The 18,009-nt window shown below is 34.0% G+C and carries 16 protein-coding genes and 1 pseudogene; all 17 read right to left on the bottom strand.

What is annotated here, in order from left to right; translation table 11 throughout:
• Positions 1–122 precede the first annotated feature (122 nt).
• A complete protein-coding gene (gene dprA / locus RV14_RS05860) occupies positions 123–980 on the bottom strand; it encodes a DNA-processing protein DprA (RefSeq protein ID WP_071855363.1) in 858 nt (285 codons plus the stop codon).
• A 55-nt stretch (positions 981–1,035) separates the two neighbouring features.
• Positions 1,036–1,803, bottom strand: a complete 768-nt coding sequence (locus RV14_RS05855) for a ribonuclease HII (RefSeq protein ID WP_071855362.1) — start codon at positions 1,801–1,803, stop codon at positions 1,036–1,038.
• Positions 1,796–2,662: a ribosome biogenesis GTPase YlqF gene (gene ylqF / locus RV14_RS05850; RefSeq protein WP_071855361.1), complete on the bottom strand. Its 867-nt coding sequence runs from the start codon at positions 2,660–2,662 to the stop codon at positions 1,796–1,798. Before ylqF ends, RV14_RS05855 begins: the two co-directional genes overlap by 8 nt.
• 600 nt (positions 2,663–3,262) lie before the next feature.
• Positions 3,263–5,980 (bottom strand): SpaA isopeptide-forming pilin-related protein, encoded by a 2,718-nt coding sequence (locus tag RV14_RS05845; protein ID WP_071855360.1) that lies wholly within the window; start codon positions 5,978–5,980, stop codon positions 3,263–3,265.
• Between the two features lie 47 nt (positions 5,981–6,027).
• Positions 6,028–6,336 carry a hypothetical protein gene (locus tag RV14_RS05840; RefSeq protein WP_071855359.1) on the bottom strand — a complete coding sequence of 103 codons (309 nt, stop codon included), beginning with the start codon at positions 6,334–6,336 and terminating at the stop codon, positions 6,028–6,030.
• 149 nt (positions 6,337–6,485) lie between these two features.
• Positions 6,486–6,872 carry a hypothetical protein gene (locus RV14_RS05835; protein ID WP_071855358.1) on the bottom strand — a complete coding sequence of 129 codons (387 nt, stop codon included), beginning with the start codon at positions 6,870–6,872 and terminating at the stop codon, positions 6,486–6,488.
• Positions 6,865–8,283, bottom strand: a complete 1,419-nt coding sequence (locus RV14_RS05830) for a helix-turn-helix domain-containing protein (RefSeq protein ID WP_071855357.1) — start codon at positions 8,281–8,283, stop codon at positions 6,865–6,867. The genes RV14_RS05835 and RV14_RS05830 overlap by 8 nt, the downstream gene beginning before the upstream one ends.
• A gap of 509 nt (positions 8,284–8,792) precedes the next feature.
• Positions 8,793–8,903, bottom strand: a pseudogene (locus RV14_RS12670) (SPFH domain-containing protein); the annotation flags it as partial.
• A gap of 444 nt (positions 8,904–9,347) precedes the next feature.
• Positions 9,348–10,181, bottom strand: coding sequence for a MurR/RpiR family transcriptional regulator (locus tag RV14_RS05825; RefSeq protein WP_071855356.1), 834 nt, complete (start codon positions 10,179–10,181; stop codon positions 9,348–9,350).
• A 44-nt stretch (positions 10,182–10,225) separates the two neighbouring features.
• On the bottom strand, positions 10,226–11,119 hold the full coding sequence (gene murQ / locus RV14_RS05820; protein ID WP_071855355.1) for an N-acetylmuramic acid 6-phosphate etherase: 894 nt from the start codon (positions 11,117–11,119) through the stop codon (positions 10,226–10,228).
• Positions 11,120–11,134: 15 nt separating this feature from the next.
• Positions 11,135–11,806 (bottom strand): PIG-L deacetylase family protein, encoded by a 672-nt coding sequence (locus RV14_RS05815; protein WP_071855354.1) that lies wholly within the window; start codon positions 11,804–11,806, stop codon positions 11,135–11,137.
• Positions 11,803–12,744 (bottom strand): GNAT family N-acetyltransferase, encoded by a 942-nt coding sequence (locus RV14_RS05810; RefSeq protein ID WP_071855353.1) that lies wholly within the window; start codon positions 12,742–12,744, stop codon positions 11,803–11,805. Before RV14_RS05810 ends, RV14_RS05815 begins: the two co-directional genes overlap by 4 nt.
• A 19-nt stretch (positions 12,745–12,763) precedes the next feature.
• Entirely contained in the window at positions 12,764–14,083 is a 1,320-nt protein-coding gene (locus RV14_RS05805) for a PTS sugar transporter subunit IIC (RefSeq protein WP_071855352.1), read from the bottom strand.
• Between the two features lie 20 nt (positions 14,084–14,103).
• Positions 14,104–15,153, bottom strand: a complete 1,050-nt coding sequence (locus RV14_RS05800) for a DUF871 domain-containing protein (RefSeq protein ID WP_071855351.1) — start codon at positions 15,151–15,153, stop codon at positions 14,104–14,106.
• A 402-nt stretch (positions 15,154–15,555) separates the two neighbouring features.
• Positions 15,556–16,569 (bottom strand): lipoate--protein ligase, encoded by a 1,014-nt coding sequence (gene lplA, locus RV14_RS05795; RefSeq protein ID WP_071855350.1) that lies wholly within the window; start codon positions 16,567–16,569, stop codon positions 15,556–15,558.
• A gap of 267 nt (positions 16,570–16,836) precedes the next feature.
• Positions 16,837–17,388 (bottom strand): signal peptidase I, encoded by a 552-nt coding sequence (gene lepB / locus RV14_RS05790; RefSeq protein ID WP_084650307.1) that lies wholly within the window; start codon positions 17,386–17,388, stop codon positions 16,837–16,839.
• 121 nt (positions 17,389–17,509) lie between these two features.
• The gene (locus RV14_RS05785; RefSeq protein ID WP_071855348.1) at positions 17,510–17,731 is read right to left on the bottom strand and encodes a YozE family protein; all 222 of its coding nucleotides are present in this window, start codon (positions 17,729–17,731) and stop codon (positions 17,510–17,512) included.
• Positions 17,732–18,009 lie beyond the last annotated feature (278 nt).

The raw sequence follows: 18,009 nt of genomic DNA, 5'->3' as shown, positions 1-18,009 counted from the left end.
ACTGAATGGGCTCCTTTCCATTGACATGTTTCTACTATCTATTAAGCAGACTTATACAAATCGTAGCTTATCATATCCATTCAGAAAACGTTTGTCAAGGAAAGAAAGTGAGAAGTGGTGTGTTATTCTTTCAATTCTGCTAATAAATCTTGACCAGAAATTACACAAACTGCCCCATCTTGAATTAGTTGGTGAGAACCGATTGAATGTTGTGTTAAAATATTTCCCGGCACTGAAAAAACAGTTCTGCCAATTTCTAAAGCTTGTTGTGCCGTTATCAAAGAACCGCTTTTCTTCTTTGCTTCAATTACACAAGTTCCTTGTGATAAGGCGGCAATGATTCGATTTCGCATAGGAAATTGGGTTCGCCGAGGTCCTTGATCTGGTGGATATTCACTAAGCAAAAGATGTTTTTTTCCAATTTCTTCTTGAAGAAGCTGATTTTCTTTAGGATAAACTTGTTTTATACCTGTACCGATCACTGCAATGGTTTTGCCAGAATAATTGATCGTTGCTTGATGTGCGTATGTATCGATTCCTTTGGCACAACCACTAACAATGACGTAGCCAGCTTCTATGATAGGAAATAATAGATGATGAACCACTTTTTTCGCTAAAACAGAAGTTTTTCTTCCGCCTACTACACTAATCATTTTTTTCTTAAGCAGTGAAAGATCTCCTGTATAAAATAAAAGGATTGGCGGATAAGCAAGATGTAAAAGCTGCGGAGGGTAGCGCGAATCAACACAAGTAAGAAATGACTGCGCTGTTTCTAGTTCAGAACCCTTTTTATGGAGTTGACACCAGCTTTCTTGAAAAAGTTTTTGATAACGATAATTTTTTGCAATTTCAACGATTTCACTGCAAAGTAATTCTTCCCTTTGCATGTTTAATAAAGTTTGTACGACAGTCCATTTCCCTTGACTGCTAATCCCTTTTGCATAAGCTAATTTAAGTAAAAATCTTTCTAACTTGTTCATTATTGAAACCGCCTCTCTGAACTGCTTTCAAACAAAATACGCAAGAGGCGGTATTTTAAACCAAATAATTTTTTACAGGAGCAAAAGTTTTACGATGAATGGGGGTAATTCCTTGCTGCGCTAATCCTTTTAGATGTTCTTTGGTGCCATAACCTGCATTATGTCCAAATCCATATCCCGGATACAATTGATCATATTTTTTCATTAAGTTATCACGATAGACTTTTGCAATAATACTTGCTGCTGCAATTGAGATGGAACGTGCATCTCCTTTGATAAGTTTTGTTTGTGGGATCGACAAGTTAAGAGTCATTGCATCAATTAATAAATAGCTAGGCGTTACTGCCAATTTTTCTACTGCTTGAATCATCGCTAATTTGCTTGCTTCATAGATATTTACTTCATCAATTTTTGCTTCATTAATAATACCGATCCCAATAGCCACTGCTTTTTGCTGTATTTGATCATAAAGTAATTCACGTTTTTTTTCTGATAACTGTTTTGAATCATTTAATCCAAGGATTTGTTCGTTTCTAGGTAATATAACTGCTGCTGCCACCACAGGTCCGGCTAAGGGTCCGCGTCCTACTTCATCAATTCCTGCAATCCATTCATAACCTTGCTTATAAGCAAGCTGTTCAAACTGTGACATTGCCAAATATTTTTCTTGAATAAGTGCTTCTTTTTTTAAACGTTTTTTAAAAGCAAGAAGTGCTTGCTGCACTCCCTTTCGCTCGTCTCGTCTTAAAACATCAATCAATGGATCGTCCAACGAATTGAGTGCTTTTAAACGTTCTTTGATGCACTGGATCGATTCATTCATCTTTTTCCTGCCCCATTTCTTCGCAGCGATCTAACGTATACTGCCCTAGTTTTCCTTGACGGATATCAAAGACCACCACTTCACTGCCACGTTCATAGTCTTCTTTGTAGCCTCGCTTAGCAGTAATAGCCAGCAACAATTCAGGTACGGGTTTTTGTTCTACTTCTTGAATTAAATGATAGCGTCCAGCAATTCTTCCGGGATAGTAGCGGGCAAAAAAATCTAATCCATAAATAGCCAGATCATCCAAATGAACAAGTTGATCTTTAATGGCACCTGTTAGTGCTAATTTTTTTCCAATCTCTTCATCTTCAAATTTAGGCCACAAGATTCCCGGCGTGTCTAACAATTCCAATTCACTGCCTAAACGTAGCCATTGTTGGCCTTTTGTTACTCCCGGTTTATTTCCTGTTTGAGCCATTTTTTTGCCAGCTAAACGATTCAACAAAGTTGATTTTCCTACATTAGGAATACCTAAAACCATCGCTCTTATCGCACGAGGCTTAATACCGCGTGCTGCATCACGGGCACGTTTTTCTTTTAGTACCTCTTTTGCAGCTGGTAACAACTTTTTCATTCCTTTATTTTCTTGAGCAGTAATTGCTAATGCCTCGTACCCTTGTTTACGAAAATAAGCTTGCCATTGTTTCGTCTGCTGATCGTCTGCTAAATCTGCCTTATTTAATAAAATCAAACGTGGCTTTTGCTGGATGATTTGATCAAGCATTGGGTTCCGAGAAGATAACGGTAAACGAGCATCTACTAATTCAAATATGATGTCTACATACTTCATTTTCTCAGAAACCTCGCGACGTGCTTTTGCCATGTGTCCGGGGAACCATTGTATAGTAACACTCATATATAAACTCCTTTCTATCCTATCTTTAATTGTCGTATTTGGGCATAATTATTATTGATAGCCTTTCACTACTTGTGCATCTATAACCAAGAGCCATTTTATCACGAAACAATTCAAGGGAAAACACCGCTACGTCATTATTCTTTTTTGCAGATTCTAAAAGAAAAATCATATTTTCCAAAAAATTTTTCTCTTTTTCACTAATTGTTTAATTGATCATGTGCTAAATATAACGTGATTTAAACAATTCTTCAAAAAAATGTGCTGTATCTTATAAACAGGTAAAAATTACTCACGTTAAAAAATTATATCATCAATCCACCGAATTTGACATGAGAGAAAGAATAATTTACTTCTGTCATAGAAAATAGCCACTGCTTATCTGCTCCAAAATAAAAAAAGATTAGTCTAGCTGTTATTACTAATTAAAAATCCACAAAAAATTGATTAGAATAAGTCCAGCTTACTGCCAGATTTATTCCAACCAATTAATTAGTTCATAACATTCTTTATTTAGAATAGACTGTTAGCTCGTATTTTTTATTTAAAAACTAACAGGAAAATAACCTAAATAGTTTCTCATCTTTCGTTTAAATCTTTTTAATATCTATCCACTTTTTTATAAAATAGCTGACGTAAGAATAATAAGAAGAAAGACAAACAAATGAAAATCACCCCCCAAACCGTCAAAACATTCGACTGTTTTTCGCCTGTTTTAGGGAAATAAGTGGCTGGTCCATTTCCGTGATGTTGCCTTTTTTTCTTAACATGATCTACAGAAGAATCCGTACGAGAAGCAGTAATTCCATCATGAAAATTCGTCCTATCATTTTGATAATTGTAGATGTCAATTGTTAAAAGAGAGGACTCACGATTTAACGTAAACAAGACAGGTTTATCTTCTAATTGATAGCCAGAAGGTGCCTTTATTTCGATTAATTTATAGGAACCGTTTGCTAATCCGTCAACTTCTAACGTGCCATTTTTAGTCATCTCTAAGTGTTTTTTGACTATCTTTCCAGCTTGATCCAATAACTGGAATGCAGCACCTTGTAAAAATTGTTTTGTCTGTCCGTCTTTCTTTTCTAAACGAACAACATGTTTTGCTTGTTTATTCATTTTCGTTAACTTTTGAGCTGCCTTTTGATTTTTTTGCACTGAAAAGCGCAAAGGCTTTTTGTCTAATTGATAGCCGTCTGGTGCTTTTGTTTCAATCAATTGGTAGGTGCCTGATTTTAAATTTTCAATTGCTAACCGCCCTGAATCATCTGTAACCAAGTGCGTCATTAGTTGCTTTCCATAATTTGTTTGGAGTTCAAATTCCGCACCATTCAATTTTTTCCCTGTTTGATCATCGATTTTTTCTAAAATTACGCCACCGGTAATCATTTCATTGGTTGCCCTTACTTGTACTGCTTCTTTTTGATTTTTTTCAATCGTAAACGTGATAGGCGTAGGATCTAATTTATATCCAGTTGGTGCTTGTGTTTCAATGAATTGATAATCTCCCGGTGCTAAATTATCAATTGATAACTTTCCAGAATCATCAGTTACCAAATCTTTTTTCACTATTTTGCCAGTTTTATTTTTTAATTCAAACACTGCATCTTGGAGTGTTTGACCAGTTGTTTGATCCCTTTTAGTAAGGATAACTTCGCCCGGTAGTAATTGATTGGTCATGGTGAGCCGAACTGTTTCTTTTTGGCCTTTTTTAATTGAAAAATTTAAAGGCGTCTGATCTAGTTTATAACCTGTTGGCGCTTGTACTTCAACAAATTGATAAGTTCCCGGTACCAAGTCGTCCAAAAAAATTCGCCCGGTTTCATCCGTTGCTACTTCATTTTTAATTGTTTTCCCATTTTGATCTCTCAGTTCAAATACTGCACCTTGTAACACTTGATTTGTTTTTCCGTCTAATTTGGTTAGTTCAACACTCCCTGTTATAGGAATGTTCTTTTTTTCCAAACGTACCGTTTCATTTTCTGCACCTGTAATCACAAAATCAAGTGGTGTACTATCTAAAATATAGCCATCAGGTGCTTGTATTTCCGTTAATGTATAATGGCCAGGTGCAATATTTTTAATTGTCAGCTGACCATCTGAAGCAGTTGTAAAGGTGTCAAGTTTTTCTCCAGTGACTTTATTGGCTAACTGAAAGACGGCATTGGCTAACGGCTGCTCGTCTTCTTTGTCTACTTTTAGTAACGTTATCTCGTTTAATGGCTCATACACAGGCTTCACTGGTGGAACAGGCTTCACTGGTTCTTCTGGAACTACAGGCACAACTTCATACATAGGCGGCGTTGGTTTTTCTGGTTCTGTAAGAGTTGGCGTATAATTTCCATTTGATGGACTAAATGAAGGATGATTGTTAGCCCAAGAAGAGGCCGTCCCCGCTATAATTGTTTCATTTGCTTGCGGATTTTGTAAATGGAAAAAACCATATACCGTTTTGCTGGCCATATTGCATAACAATAATAAATACCCATATTTATTAGCTAAATCACTGGCAGACATGGATTTTAAATCATTATAAAAAGGTGCTGTGTTATCTTTGTCTTCTAATTCTACACCCGTTCCGCCAATTAATCCAAACGCTTGGGATTGCATACTTCCAGCTTCATTGATACCTTTTTTTAAATTTTCATAATCTGCCGTCGTATACTCTGATTGATTGTATACGTCATACGCAGCATTAATTTTATCTAGTGATTGTGCAAATAGACTGAAAGATTGTTTCTTTGCTTCATCCAACGCTTGTTTCCATTTATCAACCATACCTTGATCTACCATAAAGGTATTCAGATCCATACTCATTGTTGCACTATCAAATGGTGCCCCATTTGTTTTCATAAAAAGTTGCGACAAGGCATCTTTGATATTTTGCTCTGTCGGATGATCTAAAGTACTTGGAATATTATCTTTTGTCTGCCCAGTATTGGAAGAAAAAGTATGAAAAAAATCTACTCCTCTATATTCATTAAAAAAGCCACTATTAGAATTCATCGCTCCACCTTTTACAGCATCAAAGGTCAATTTTCCGGGAGAATTTCCATAAATACTTGTGATAAAATCACTAAACTTATTGTATTGATCGATATATTCTTGAATTTTAGCTTGATTTTCAGTATTTCCTAAAAAAGGATCGGCTACTACCTTTGTCCTAATTGTAGAAACTAGGTCATCTCCTGATAAAGATAATCCAGTATCCATCATTTGAGTGATCGCGCCAAAATTTAATAAATATACTTCCATATTTGTCATAGCCTGCCAATATTCTGGTCCGATATATTGTCCTTTTTGACTATGTTCATCCACTTCACTCTTTTTTTTATTATATTCGTCTAAGTCCTTTTGATATTGAGCTAAAGCTGCTTCATAATCCGCTTTTTTTGTGCATTTTCTTTTTCTATGCGATCAGCTACTTCTTGAACCTCATCATGTTGTTGTTTCTTTTGATTATATTCATTTAAATCTTTCTCATATTGCGCATACTCCTTATTATATTCATTCAATGCCTTTTCATACTCCGCATAATCATGATAGACGACCGTCTCTCCATCATCAGAAGAATCAATCGTTTTAGCAGTCACAACAGAAGTAATTCCTAATTGATTTACTACCATTATGAATGTAGCCAGAATATAAAAGGCTACTTGCAGCTTTTTTTTCATCTCATCCACCCTTTCAATCATTTCGTTTGATATTTCTAAGTGGTAATAGAAATAACAACGTCTTTCTATTAAAAAATACACTTTTTTAATAGGATGTTTTGGATAAATTATTGGAAAAAGTTCTTTTTTTTATGGCAAAATTAAAAAAATTAAAATTTTTCTTTTCTCGTACCGTAAAGTAGTGTTCCAGACAAACTTTTTAATTGTTGTCCAAAGATGGTCGTGGATGCTCCTGTTTTTTTTACAAACACTTCTTTTTCTAATTTCATTAATTTCTGCTGGATTAGCTGTAAAGAGTCTTTATCATTTCCTCTTTGCTTATTTTGGCGAGCTTGACGGTCTTTTCGATGATTAGTTTTTTGCAAAACAATGGATTTCTCGCCAATCACCACCTCATTTTTAACCGAATTTGATACATCAATCTCCTGTTTTTGCTCTGCTTCTTCTTTACTGCTCTCATTTTTAGAAAAAAATGCTATATTTATTTGGTAATTCAAAAACGATAGTAAAACAGCTATTAATCCTAGTTTATACATGTACTTGCCCTCTTTTTCTTTGTTTTACTGCAATAACATGATTTCCAAAATCTTCCCAATCATCCGCATTAGGTGGCGTTTTCCAAATAATCTGATCCATTGATAACTTAGGAGAAGCATAATCAGAAATAAAAATGTCGGTATTAAATTCAAGCTTTCTCTGTACAACAATATTTTGATTTTTAAATCCTTCAATTTGATTGATGATAAAATTGGAATAAGCAATTCCTTGTGTAAAGTCAACACATACATAGACTTTATCATCAATTTTATCTAAAGGAATAATTTCTAAAACAGAAAAAAATACGTCATCAAATACCCGATTCTTATCTAAATAAGGCGCAGAAACATCCGTCCATAAATCAATTAAGTCTTCAACCGGCTTCACAAGCGATGGATAGTTTTCTTCTAAAAACTCTGTATGTCTATAAATCGTAAAAAAATCAGTCGTAAGAGGAAATATTCGATATTTGATATTTAAGCGTTTCAATTCTTTAGTAAGTTCCGTGAAATAATGAAGATAGTTGTGGTCATCTAAAGCGATAAAATTTGTTAAAAAACAGGTAGTTTTTTCTTTCATGTTAGAATGCTCAACCTTAAAAGGATTTACTATGATTCTTTCTGATACTAAATATGTTAAAAAATATTGCCATTCCAGTTGTTTTGAACGATCATCTGCAACAAAAAAATTCTGGTAAACTTCAAACGCCTTCTTTTTAACCTGTAACTGATAGTCAAATTCTTTTAAAGAACAAAAATGGTTATGCTTTGTTCGAGTTAATACGATACTTATAAAGATCATTAATTTATTTTTTTGCGTAAACGTCAGGCTCAACTCTAAGTAACTCATCATTGAATTTAAGAGATTCGTCGCTTCATGAGTAATTTCTTTTGAAAAAGGATTGTAAAGACCGTAAAAATAATTAAGATACAAGGAATAAACAAAATTTCTAATGAATAGTTCATTTCCTATCACTTTGCCTTTTTTGTACTTGAGTTTATACTCACTAAGTAAACGTGATAATTTTTTACGTTTGTCATATGCTTGTGTTCTACTTAAAAAACGCTTTTCAGAAAATTCATTTAAAGATAATTCCAAGTTTAGCGAGGTGTTTAATAACTGAAAGACTTCTGATTTGACTAAGTAGTGTGCACGTATTTTCTTAACTGTTAAAAAATTTAAATGACGACTATAGATTTCACCAGACGGCTCTACTTTTATTTTTGCATCTTTATCCACTGGATAAAGCAGCTCGTTAAGCTCCTCAATATACTTTAAACACCTAAATCTAGAAATTCCAACAAATTCACATAACAAATCAATCGTACAATAAGTGGATTTTTTTAACTCTAGCCATTCTAATATGAAAACTGGATACTGATTTTGATCTAAAAAACTATTTAAATTCATAAATACCTTCCTACTACTCTTTTTTGCATTCACACAATACTTGAACACATAATTATTTACTTACCAATAAAAAACATCTCATCTAAGGTACAGCAAATTCAATCATTTTAGACACTTCTTGTAACCGTCTACATAAAAACGTGCAAACTACTTTTTGCTTGGAACACAACGTTTAGAAGTAAAAATATTAATGGCAAAAGAAAACTTAATTCCTTGTTCATCTCTAACTTTTTTACTGATTTACAAGCTCTTCTTCCAAAAAAACTTTCTGGCAATTTTTCGCTAATTAAAGTCTCTCCAACCAAAAGTGATTATAGCTCACATCAAAAGTAAAAACAATGCTCCTTCATTAAGGAAAAAACGGTGATGAAAAGATAAAATGATATGAATGAACTTTTTCAATCAATTGAACTAAAAAAAGAAGATGCCATTTAGCATCTTCTGCTAATTATTTAACTGTTTATATATTCTCCTGTCTATCTTTATTCCTTCACTTTATTTTCCCATAGCTATTTTACAACAAGAATATTTCCTAATTCTGTCATATTAGATGGCAGAATAACCGCATTAGTTTGGCTCGTTACTACTTCCTTAAATACCTCGATGCTTAAATAAGCTAAATTAGAGAATGAACGTTTATTTTCTAGACCTTATTTTTTATTTGTTTCATTTAATTGAAATATTGCTACTTTTTTGTGAACCGAACGAAGGAAAATAGCAAAGAAGCTCACTAATCACCCTGCTAAACGTATTAAAACTGTAATTTTCGACAAGACAACTAAAAAGCCACTACTCTTACTGCCTACTGATCTTTAACATAAAGCAAGCATTAATTAAATGTATCTAAAACACAGTGATTGGCAACAAATCAACTACTGTGTTTTCTTTATGAAAATAGTTATATAGTAGGCAAAGAATCGGATTTTTTTGAATAAGAAATATACACATCTAAAAAAATGTGACGGTCTACTCTAAATGTAATCGGGTTATCAAAAAACAGTGACGCAAACTTTATAACAGAGATTTATTCTAACCACAATAACAAAAAATTCAACCTTTTCTCCTTATAAATCGATATTTTTCGTATGTTTAATCCCCGACATACTTTCTTCAAAATTTTGCGAAACATAATGATAAAACAAGATATCTACTACAAAAAGTTGTGCCATTAAAGACATTGTAGCGGCCGTTCGCACAGGAATCGTTTCACCAGATGTGGGTGTCAAAACAATTGCCGCTTTTGAAGCTACATATGAATGAATTTGTCCTGTAATCCCAATTACAGGAATTGCAAGCGAATCTGCTAAATTGCTTAGTTTAACCACTTCAGTCGTTTCTCCGGAATTAGAGATAGCAATAAAACAAGCTTTTTCTTTAAATACAGTCATTGAAGTAGCCATCAAAGTAATATCGGTAGTCACGAAGCACTGTTTCCCAATTCGGCTAAATTTCTGAAAAATATCTTGTGCAACAAGAGAAGATGCCCCGAGGCCAAAAACCAGTACATGTTTTGAGTCCCCAATCAACTTGGTCGCCTGTTCCACCTGTTCATCTTCTAATACTGCATTAACCTGATCTGCCATATGATTCATCCGTACTAAAACTTTTTTCTTGATTTTGGCTACTGAATCGTTTTTAGCAACTTCTTGCAAAGATTCCGGACTAATTATTTTAGTTAACGCAGCCGAAATATGCTGTTTTAAATCAGTGAATCCTTTAAGCCCGATCATTTTTGAAAAGCGCACAACTGTAGCCGAACTAATGCTCAGCTTACTAGCAAGTTCATGGACGCTCATCGTTAAGATTGCTTGAGGATCGTCGATAATAAAATCAACGATTTTTTGTTCTACAGTTGTATAATGCTGGCGATTTTGCTGCATTTGCATTAAAACATTCATACTATCCCCCATTTCTCTATAAACAATCCTATCATACCGATAATTTACTCGTCTATGATTTTTGCTAAAGCGCCATCATTAGCTGCAATTAAATTGCGTGCAGTGTCTACTGATACCCCTTTTGCCAACATAACAATTGCTGTGTTGACTTCATTTCCACATTGATGCATAGCTTTTGCTGCTGCTTGTTGCGAAACCCCCGTTGCATCACGAATAATTCGGATACCACGATCCACAAGTTTATGATTGGTTGGTTGCACATTAATCATCAAATTTTGATAGACGAAGCCTAATTGAATCATAATTCCAGTTGAAAGCATATTGATAGTCATTTTTTGTGCCGTACCGGCTTTCATGCGAGTCGAACCGGTTACGACTTCTGCTCCTACCGGCACATCAATTCCAATTTTGGCAATTTGACTAATTTGACTATTCTGACTGCAAGAAACCGCAATCGTAAGTGCACCTTTATCGTTAGCATAACGTAAACCACCAGCTACATAAGGCGTTCTACCACTAGCAGCTAACCCGATCACAACATCTTGCTTCGTTAATGCAACCGATCGCAAATCTTTCACTGCTAATTCTATGCTATCTTCAGCTCCTTCTACGGCTTTGATGAGTGCTTGACTTCCACCAGCAATCAATCCAATAGTACGAGCTGGCGACACACCATAAGTCGGTACCAGCTCGACTGCATCAAGAAATCCTAAACGTCCGCTTGTTCCGGCCCCGATATAGATCAAACGTCCACCTTGTCGATATCTTTTTACAGCTAAGTCAACAGCCTTTGAGATTAAATCAATTTTATCGGCCACAACTTCTGCAACCTTCTTATCTTCTTCATTAATAATTCTAAGCATCTCTTTAGTGGAAACACGGTCAATATTCAAACTGTTTTGATTGCGCTGTTCGGTATCCAGATTCTCCATTTCCATTGCTTACACCACCGTCTATAATTTATTATCAATCATCGGTGCCCACATAAATGCTTTAACAAAATACTGCGAGTCGACTTCCACAGCACGTATTTTTCCCATTGTTGTATAATACGAATGGTACGGCATCGAATTAACTTTTCCATTAAAAATGGCATAATGACTTAACGCATCAAACCACTTATTCACTTGTTGATCAGAAACCTCTAAATATTTATTTGGACAAAAGCCCGCTAAATCTTCGCAGTTTTCCCCATAAAGTAAATCAATATCTACACCTTCTAAACGCAATTGACGAACTGCTTGTGTCACTGTTTCATAAGTGTAGTAGTGGCGAGGATGCAAAGTACCGCGTGCATGCGTCACTACTAAATCGACTTTTTCTTTAAGAAAATATTTCTTCAATAATTGAATGAATTCTGCTTGGCTTGGTAAAGTATTCGAACTATAACCGAAAGAATAGAAATCACAATCCATCGCTTTAGCTACTACTTCATTTTCTGCTCGTAATTGCTGTAAATACGCTATTTTTTCTGTTTCAGTTGCATTTGGGTCTTCCAAACGACCCGTAGTTACATGAATAAATGTACAATGCACACCTTTTTCTGCATATTGAATCAACAAAGGGCCGCCCATTAATTCGGCATCTAAAGAATGACCACCAATACTTACTACTCTAGTTTTCATTTGTTAACTCCTTTTCTAAATAGTTTATAGGTGCGATAAATTTCAAACCCGTGTTTATGATAAAAATTGATTGTTTTACCATGAGTCCACAAGAAAAAAGTGTAGAAAATTCCTCGTTTGATTAAATCATCAAGCATCATTTCCAATAGCGCACCGCCTAAACCTTTTGAGCGTAACGTTGAACTGACCCCCATTGGTCCAAAACGCATATCGTTACCATCAATTTTGCGCATGCAAAAACCGATCACTTCATCTGCTTTATCAATTGCTAAAAAAATTGTATCACGGGCTTCATGCGCTTGCATAGCTAGCAAAACATTTCGATGCCAGCCTCCACCAAATTCAGCTTCTGCAAATGCTAAAACTTTAGCATAATACACTTCTTGATAAGGAATTAGACGAATACCTTGAGCTGCTTTTTCAGCAATAATTGTTTCAATATCCACTTCATGATTCGTCAAATTTGCTCCCATGCTCACCGCCTCTCCTTTGCCGATGTAACCTAATTTCTTAAAAAAGGCTAACCCTGCCGTATAACGTATGTCAATTCCCGGTGCAAAATAGTTTGGACTAAAAGCACAAAGTGTCACTTCAGTTACTCCTTGAGTGACAAACGTTGCTTCAATTTGATGCACAAGCGCCGTTGCAATTCCTTGTCTTTGATAGTTTTTCGCAACTACAACTTGTAAAATCCAGCCACGAGTTGGCTCCAAACCACGTGTTAAGTAAGGAACGCGACGTTTAATCGCATAAATAAAACCAACGACTTTATTTTGAACTAATGCTACTTTAAAAAGTTCACTAGCAAAGTTTTCATCATACAAAATTTGATCTAAAAAACGACTTTTAGCGATTCGATCATAAATTAATTCTTGATTCCATAAAGAAATAATTTGTTCTAAGTTTTCTATTGAAAAATTTTGATAAACAATATTCATGATGCTCCTCCTTCCAAGTTTATTCTTTCGTCTTTAGCTCATTAGCTAGTTCTTGTTTTTCAAGAACTTTAAAAAATGGATAGAAAATAAAGAATATTAAAACAAAGTTTAAAAGACTGATAGCCAATGCACCAAACTTAAAACCTGAACCGATAAAAGCCGCAAGCGGTGCTGGCATGGTCCAAACAGTCATAGCAACCATAGGAGGCGTCAAACCAATAAGTGATAACACCACATTAAAAAGAAACGTAGCAGCAAATCCAAGAACCCAAGGTACAAACATAATTGGATTCAAGACAACAGGTAATCCGTACATGATCGGCTCTGCAATATTAAATATAGTTCCCGGTAAGGAAAGTTTTCCTAAGACATTAAAACGTTTAACTTTTGATATCGTACATAATAAAGCAACTGGGAATAGGCTCACTCGCACATAATTGTTCATCCATTGTTCCGTGAACATATATGGAATTGGCTGATGAGCATTGAAAGCCGCAATGTTATCAGTGACTTGAGTGGTCCAAATTGGATTCATCACACTGCTGACGATATTGGAACCATGCAAACCAACAAACCATAGCAATCGATCAAGTAAAAAAGCAAAAAATTGAGTGATCCAACTACTGCCGCCCACAACTAAATAAGCAAATAACTTATTAAAAATCGTCAAGAAATCAAATCCTTCAAATCCTTGACCAAAGACTGAGAATACAATGATAACGACGGTCACGGGGATAATACTAGTAAAAGCTGCCGAAATCATTGGAGGTACACCGTTTGGCATTTTAATTGTAAAGTTTTTCTTGATCAAAAATGTATAAAGCTCGACTGATAAGATGCTAATGATAATTCCAGCAAATAAACTAGGCGAACCGAGAATATAGCTAGGATAATCGAAATTTTTACTTAATTTAGCAAAATCAATAAAGCATAGTAAAGAAACACCTGATAAAATACTTGTGACGAGCGGTGTGACACTCGATACTTTTTGAGCATTAATTTTACCTAAGTTATATCCGTTTAATAATGCAACTAGCAAAGCTAAAATATTGATCGTTACAAAAACTAATTGCAACAAAATCGGTTGTATTGGTGTAATGATTTTATTCAAAAAATTTGCAACATTTGGTAAATCAAATCCGCCGTCAGTTATAAAAAGTCCCGGTAAATTATTGAATAAAGTTGCTGTCGCACCAATAATCATATATGGCATTAAGGTCATAAAAGTCATTTGTAGCGACTCAAGATACTTCACTTTTGATAAGCGCACTAATGGTGGAGAGACTCTGTTTTCAATAAAATCGGTAAGTTTTACCAAAAAGCCACCAGAATTTTCCATTTTGATTCCTCATTTCTTTTTTAGTTATTTTGTATCTCAATTTTTTGAGCAGAATTTAAATAATTCAATAAAATACAATCTTTTTCCCGAATTTTCCCCACTACATTGACCTTTTTATTCGCTGGCAAATTTGTTTTAGTAATCTGTAATTCTCCCATATACCGTCCATAACGTTCATTATCAAGGGTAATTGAACCAATAATTCGTTCAACACAATTTTCAGGTACAATCGTGGGCAAGTTCCATAAACGCGCTTGTTCCGAACGAAAAACATCACGGGCAACATCTTTACGGTTCACATGTGTACGTAAAACCCATTGCTCATAACGTGGTAAAACTGTTGCATATAATAAAATTCTGTGGCTTTTTGCATAGACTTTAAATTGCTGTAAAGACTTCGTTTCTAGCCCTTCATCGCCAATGTATACGCTATCAATTCTCATTGAAAAAAGCTCTAAAGCGCTAGCTAATGGTAACTGATACCGATGTTTTTCTAACGTTGGCAGTCCTTCAAATAACGGCTGTCTAAGATTTTGATCACCGGGCACAAAAGCCACAGTCTTCAAACCTAGATTTTTCAACCAAGTTGTTTTTTCTTGGAAAAACTCCTGTGAAACTCCTGTCTCTGGACGCGGATAGTAGTTATGCCACGCTTCCAACTTCGTAAAATTTGCTTGGTAGTTTTTTAGTTCATTCACATCTTGTTGTGTGATAGTACTTGCATTAAGTCCTACCCGCATATACTTCGATAACTCCGCAATTTTGCGATTTTCAATCCCTTCGTCTATTCTTAGTCCAGTTACACCGAGTGATTTGATACTTTTTAGATCAGCAAGCGAAAAACCGGCTTTTTCTAATGATTTCAATGAAACATCGACCATTAAATCCAAATGATTAATGCGTGCTTGTTCCCCTAAAAAAGTTAAATATTTTTTATACGTTTTACTGTTTTCTTCAGGAATTTGCAAAGAAGTAAAGATGCCCTTAAATCCGCGATTAGCCATTTTCCTGATATACTCTTTTTTATCCGTATTAAACGATTGATTTAAAAAAACTGAAAATCCAAACATTTCATCATCTCGCTTTCCTTGTTTTTATCATACAACAAAAGAAATATTATTTCAATAAAAAATATAAATATAATTAATTAAGAAATAATGTTCCATAAATAACGAAAGAAACCAATAGAAAAAAATACTATATACTGACTGAATACAACAAAAAACACAACAACAAACTGCTAAATAAAAAATAATTTACTCTTATGATTAATTATTGACCTTTATTGAAACAAATACTTTTTAACTTTTACCAACAAAATAAAAGCGTGGAACAAAAGTAAAGAATACTTTTACTTCACACTCTAAACACAGATAAATAGCGTATTTAAACACTTTTTCCCAATCTCTAAGGCAATCTTAAACGTCACTTGATTCATCTACCTGTTTATTACCGGCCGTTTTTATCTTTCACTAAAAAAGTAGCGCTAATAACTCTTCATTGCTAAAATGATCAATATATTCAGAAACATCTACCTCTTGTAAGACTTTTTTTATTTCATCATAAATAAATTTTTGATTTACTAATATTTGTTCAAATTCTTTAATATCTTTTTGACCAAAATAATCACCAAAAAATCGAATAGTTGTGATTGTTCCTTTTTCTGTTAATAGACGAATATCAACAATTCCTACTCTTGGAAGGCGCAAGCGGCGTGACATCGAAAATTGGGGTGTTTCTCCATAAATCCATTCATTATTTCCATATCGTTTATTGACTAATTGATCAATACATTCTTCTTCTTTACTTGTTAAATATACTCTTTTATCTTCTATTTTTGTTAAACTATCTACTTGATAAATTTCTCGTAGCAACGCATCACGAAACTCTTCCGTTTTGTCAAATTGAAAAGATGGTTTTAAAAATGGTTTGATATTCGTCACACTTTTACGAAGAGATTTAGTCGCTTTAGACACAATTTTTTCCTTTGAAACCGTTAATATTTTGTCAAGAACAGATAAATCGACATCGTACATTAAGGTACCATGTGAATATAATCGTTGTTTTCTTGTATACATCGCATTTCCAGAAAATTTCATTCCGTTAATATACAAATCATTTCTACCACCAGCCTTGGCATTTATCGCTCCCATTCTTTTTAGTGCTTGTAAAATGGGAAATGTAAGTGTTTTATATTCACCAAATTTTGCTGAGTTCTTCGTAGTGACAAAGCTAAAGCTAAGATTACCTAAATCATCATAAACTGCTCCACCACCTGATATTCGCCGCGTAAGCGTCACTTTTTCTTTTCTTAAATAGTTGAGATTTATTTCTTCATACACATTTTGATTTCTGCCGATAATCACACAAGGCTTTTGAATATAGAACAAAAAAAGCGGCTCATCCATTGGAAAATTTTTCATTAAATATTCTTCAGTCGCTAGATTTCTACGAATGTCTTGACTTTTCATAATATGATAACGCATAAATAACCCTTCTTATCTTTTTTTCTTATCATCGCTTGAATAACCAAAAAAATCAAGGAAATTCTTACAATTCCTTTTTTCAACACATTTCTTTAGATTTATGGAATAGGCAAAATGAAGCAAATAACAAAAAAGACTTGAAACATAGCTCCTTGAGACTGTTCCAAATCTTAAAAAATCAGTCATTCAGATGTACTAAGTAAACTGACTGAAATTGTCCTTTAGTTTTGTCATATTTTTTACGAAGTAAAACGTCCTCGCCATTTTTTATTTGATCCACTTTATTTCTTGAAAAGGATAGTAGACAAAGCGAGCTTTCCCTAAAATATCTTTTTCCGTGATCATACCAAAAGAACGACTATCTTTAGAAACACGTCGGTTGTCTCCTAAAACAAAATAGCTATCTTCAGGTAATCTTATTTGATTCGTCAACTCTTCAAGAGTAAAGTCTGTTGTGTACGGGATACTTTTATGATCTAATTTTCTATTTTTTGTTAAAAAAGGCTCCTCTACTACTTTTCCATCAATTTTCAGCCGGTCTTTTTCATAACTTACTGTTTCTCCCGGTAAACCGATAATTCGTTTGATATAAATCGTTCCATCTGCTAATTGAAAAACAACAACGTCAAACCGTTTAATCTTAGAAAATTTTTCCATTACCACCATATCACCTTGTTTTAATACATTCTCCATCGAGTTTCCTTCTACTGGAACCGGAATAAAAAGAAACCCTCTTAAAATAAACGCAATAAATATTGAGCAGAGCACATATTTAAATATAAGCCAAAAACGGTCTAAATAGCGTTGTTTTTTCATCAATATCCATCATTCCACTCTTAAATTTATCTTTCATTATCTATTATAGAAAAAAAAATAAAAAAATGCGACTAGATGGATCTTTTTTAGATTAGAAAGAATAAATATGAAACATTTGCTTCATTTAATGGTTATTTTCAATATAGCTTTCCCATACTTGATCAAAAATATCCATTGATGGCAAATAATTTACCGCCAGTTCAAGATAATTGGAGATTTCCTCATAACTTGTACTATGCTTTGGAAACTGAATATCATTTCCCGCCTCTGTAGCAAAAACAGAAATTGGGTCATTTGATTTGCCACCTCTTAATGTCATCAAATAATGATAAAAACTTCGATTCATTATTTTTACCCCCAGTATTTTTTTATAAAAACAGCTCTTCTCTTATAAATTCATCCTTTTATTGGTTACTTTTTCGATCTTCAACTCTTTTGTTGTATAAATAATGTCAAAGCGATTCTATTTGCGCTATTCAAATATATATCCTATCATTTAGCTGCTAACAAAATTCAATTCAAGTTTAAGTAAGAAATTATTTTTTATCCCTAAATACTCTTGACTATTTGAACATGACCTCTTTTATTGCTCATGCATGACTTGATATACTTGCTAGCTATAAG

The sequence above is a fragment of the Enterococcus ratti genome, from assembly GCF_001886195.1.
Taxonomy (GTDB): Bacteria; Bacillota; Bacilli; order Lactobacillales; family Enterococcaceae; genus Enterococcus_B; species Enterococcus_B ratti.
This window is presented reverse-complemented; position numbering and strand designations above follow the sequence as displayed.

What these genes read in the sequence shown, in the direction of transcription:
- RV14_RS05825 (WP_071855356.1), bottom strand. Translation starts at nt 10,181, where the DNA reads ATGAATGTTTTAATGCAAATGCAGCAAAATCGCCAGCATTATACAACT.
- RV14_RS05785 (WP_071855348.1), bottom strand. Translation starts at nt 17,731, where the DNA reads ATGAATCGAAGTTTTTATCATTATTTGATGACATTAAGAGGTGGCAAA.
- RV14_RS05840 (WP_071855359.1), bottom strand. Translation starts at nt 6,336, where the DNA reads ATGAAAAAAAAGCTGCAAGTAGCCTTTTATATTCTGGCTACATTCATA.
- RV14_RS05815 (WP_071855354.1), bottom strand. Translation starts at nt 11,806, where the DNA reads ATGAAAACTAGAGTAGTAAGTATTGGTGGTCATTCTTTAGATGCCGAA.
- RV14_RS05805 (WP_071855352.1), bottom strand. Translation starts at nt 14,083, where the DNA reads ATGGAAAATTCTGGTGGCTTTTTGGTAAAACTTACCGATTTTATTGAA.
- RV14_RS05810 (WP_071855353.1), bottom strand. Translation starts at nt 12,744, where the DNA reads ATGAATATTGTTTATCAAAATTTTTCAATAGAAAACTTAGAACAAATT.
- RV14_RS05855 (WP_071855362.1), bottom strand. Translation starts at nt 1,803, where the DNA reads ATGAATGAATCGATCCAGTGCATCAAAGAACGTTTAAAAGCACTCAAT.
- RV14_RS05800 (WP_071855351.1), bottom strand. Translation starts at nt 15,153, where the DNA reads ATGTTTGGATTTTCAGTTTTTTTAAATCAATCGTTTAATACGGATAAA.
- RV14_RS05835 (WP_071855358.1), bottom strand. Translation starts at nt 6,872, where the DNA reads ATGTATAAACTAGGATTAATAGCTGTTTTACTATCGTTTTTGAATTAC.
- RV14_RS05830 (WP_071855357.1), bottom strand. Translation starts at nt 8,283, where the DNA reads ATGAATTTAAATAGTTTTTTAGATCAAAATCAGTATCCAGTTTTCATA.
- murQ (WP_071855355.1), bottom strand. Translation starts at nt 11,119, where the DNA reads ATGGAAATGGAGAATCTGGATACCGAACAGCGCAATCAAAACAGTTTG.
- dprA (WP_071855363.1), bottom strand. Translation starts at nt 980, where the DNA reads ATGAACAAGTTAGAAAGATTTTTACTTAAATTAGCTTATGCAAAAGGG.
- lplA (WP_071855350.1), bottom strand. Translation starts at nt 16,569, where the DNA reads ATGCGTTATCATATTATGAAAAGTCAAGACATTCGTAGAAATCTAGCG.
- ylqF (WP_071855361.1), bottom strand. Translation starts at nt 2,662, where the DNA reads ATGAGTGTTACTATACAATGGTTCCCCGGACACATGGCAAAAGCACGT.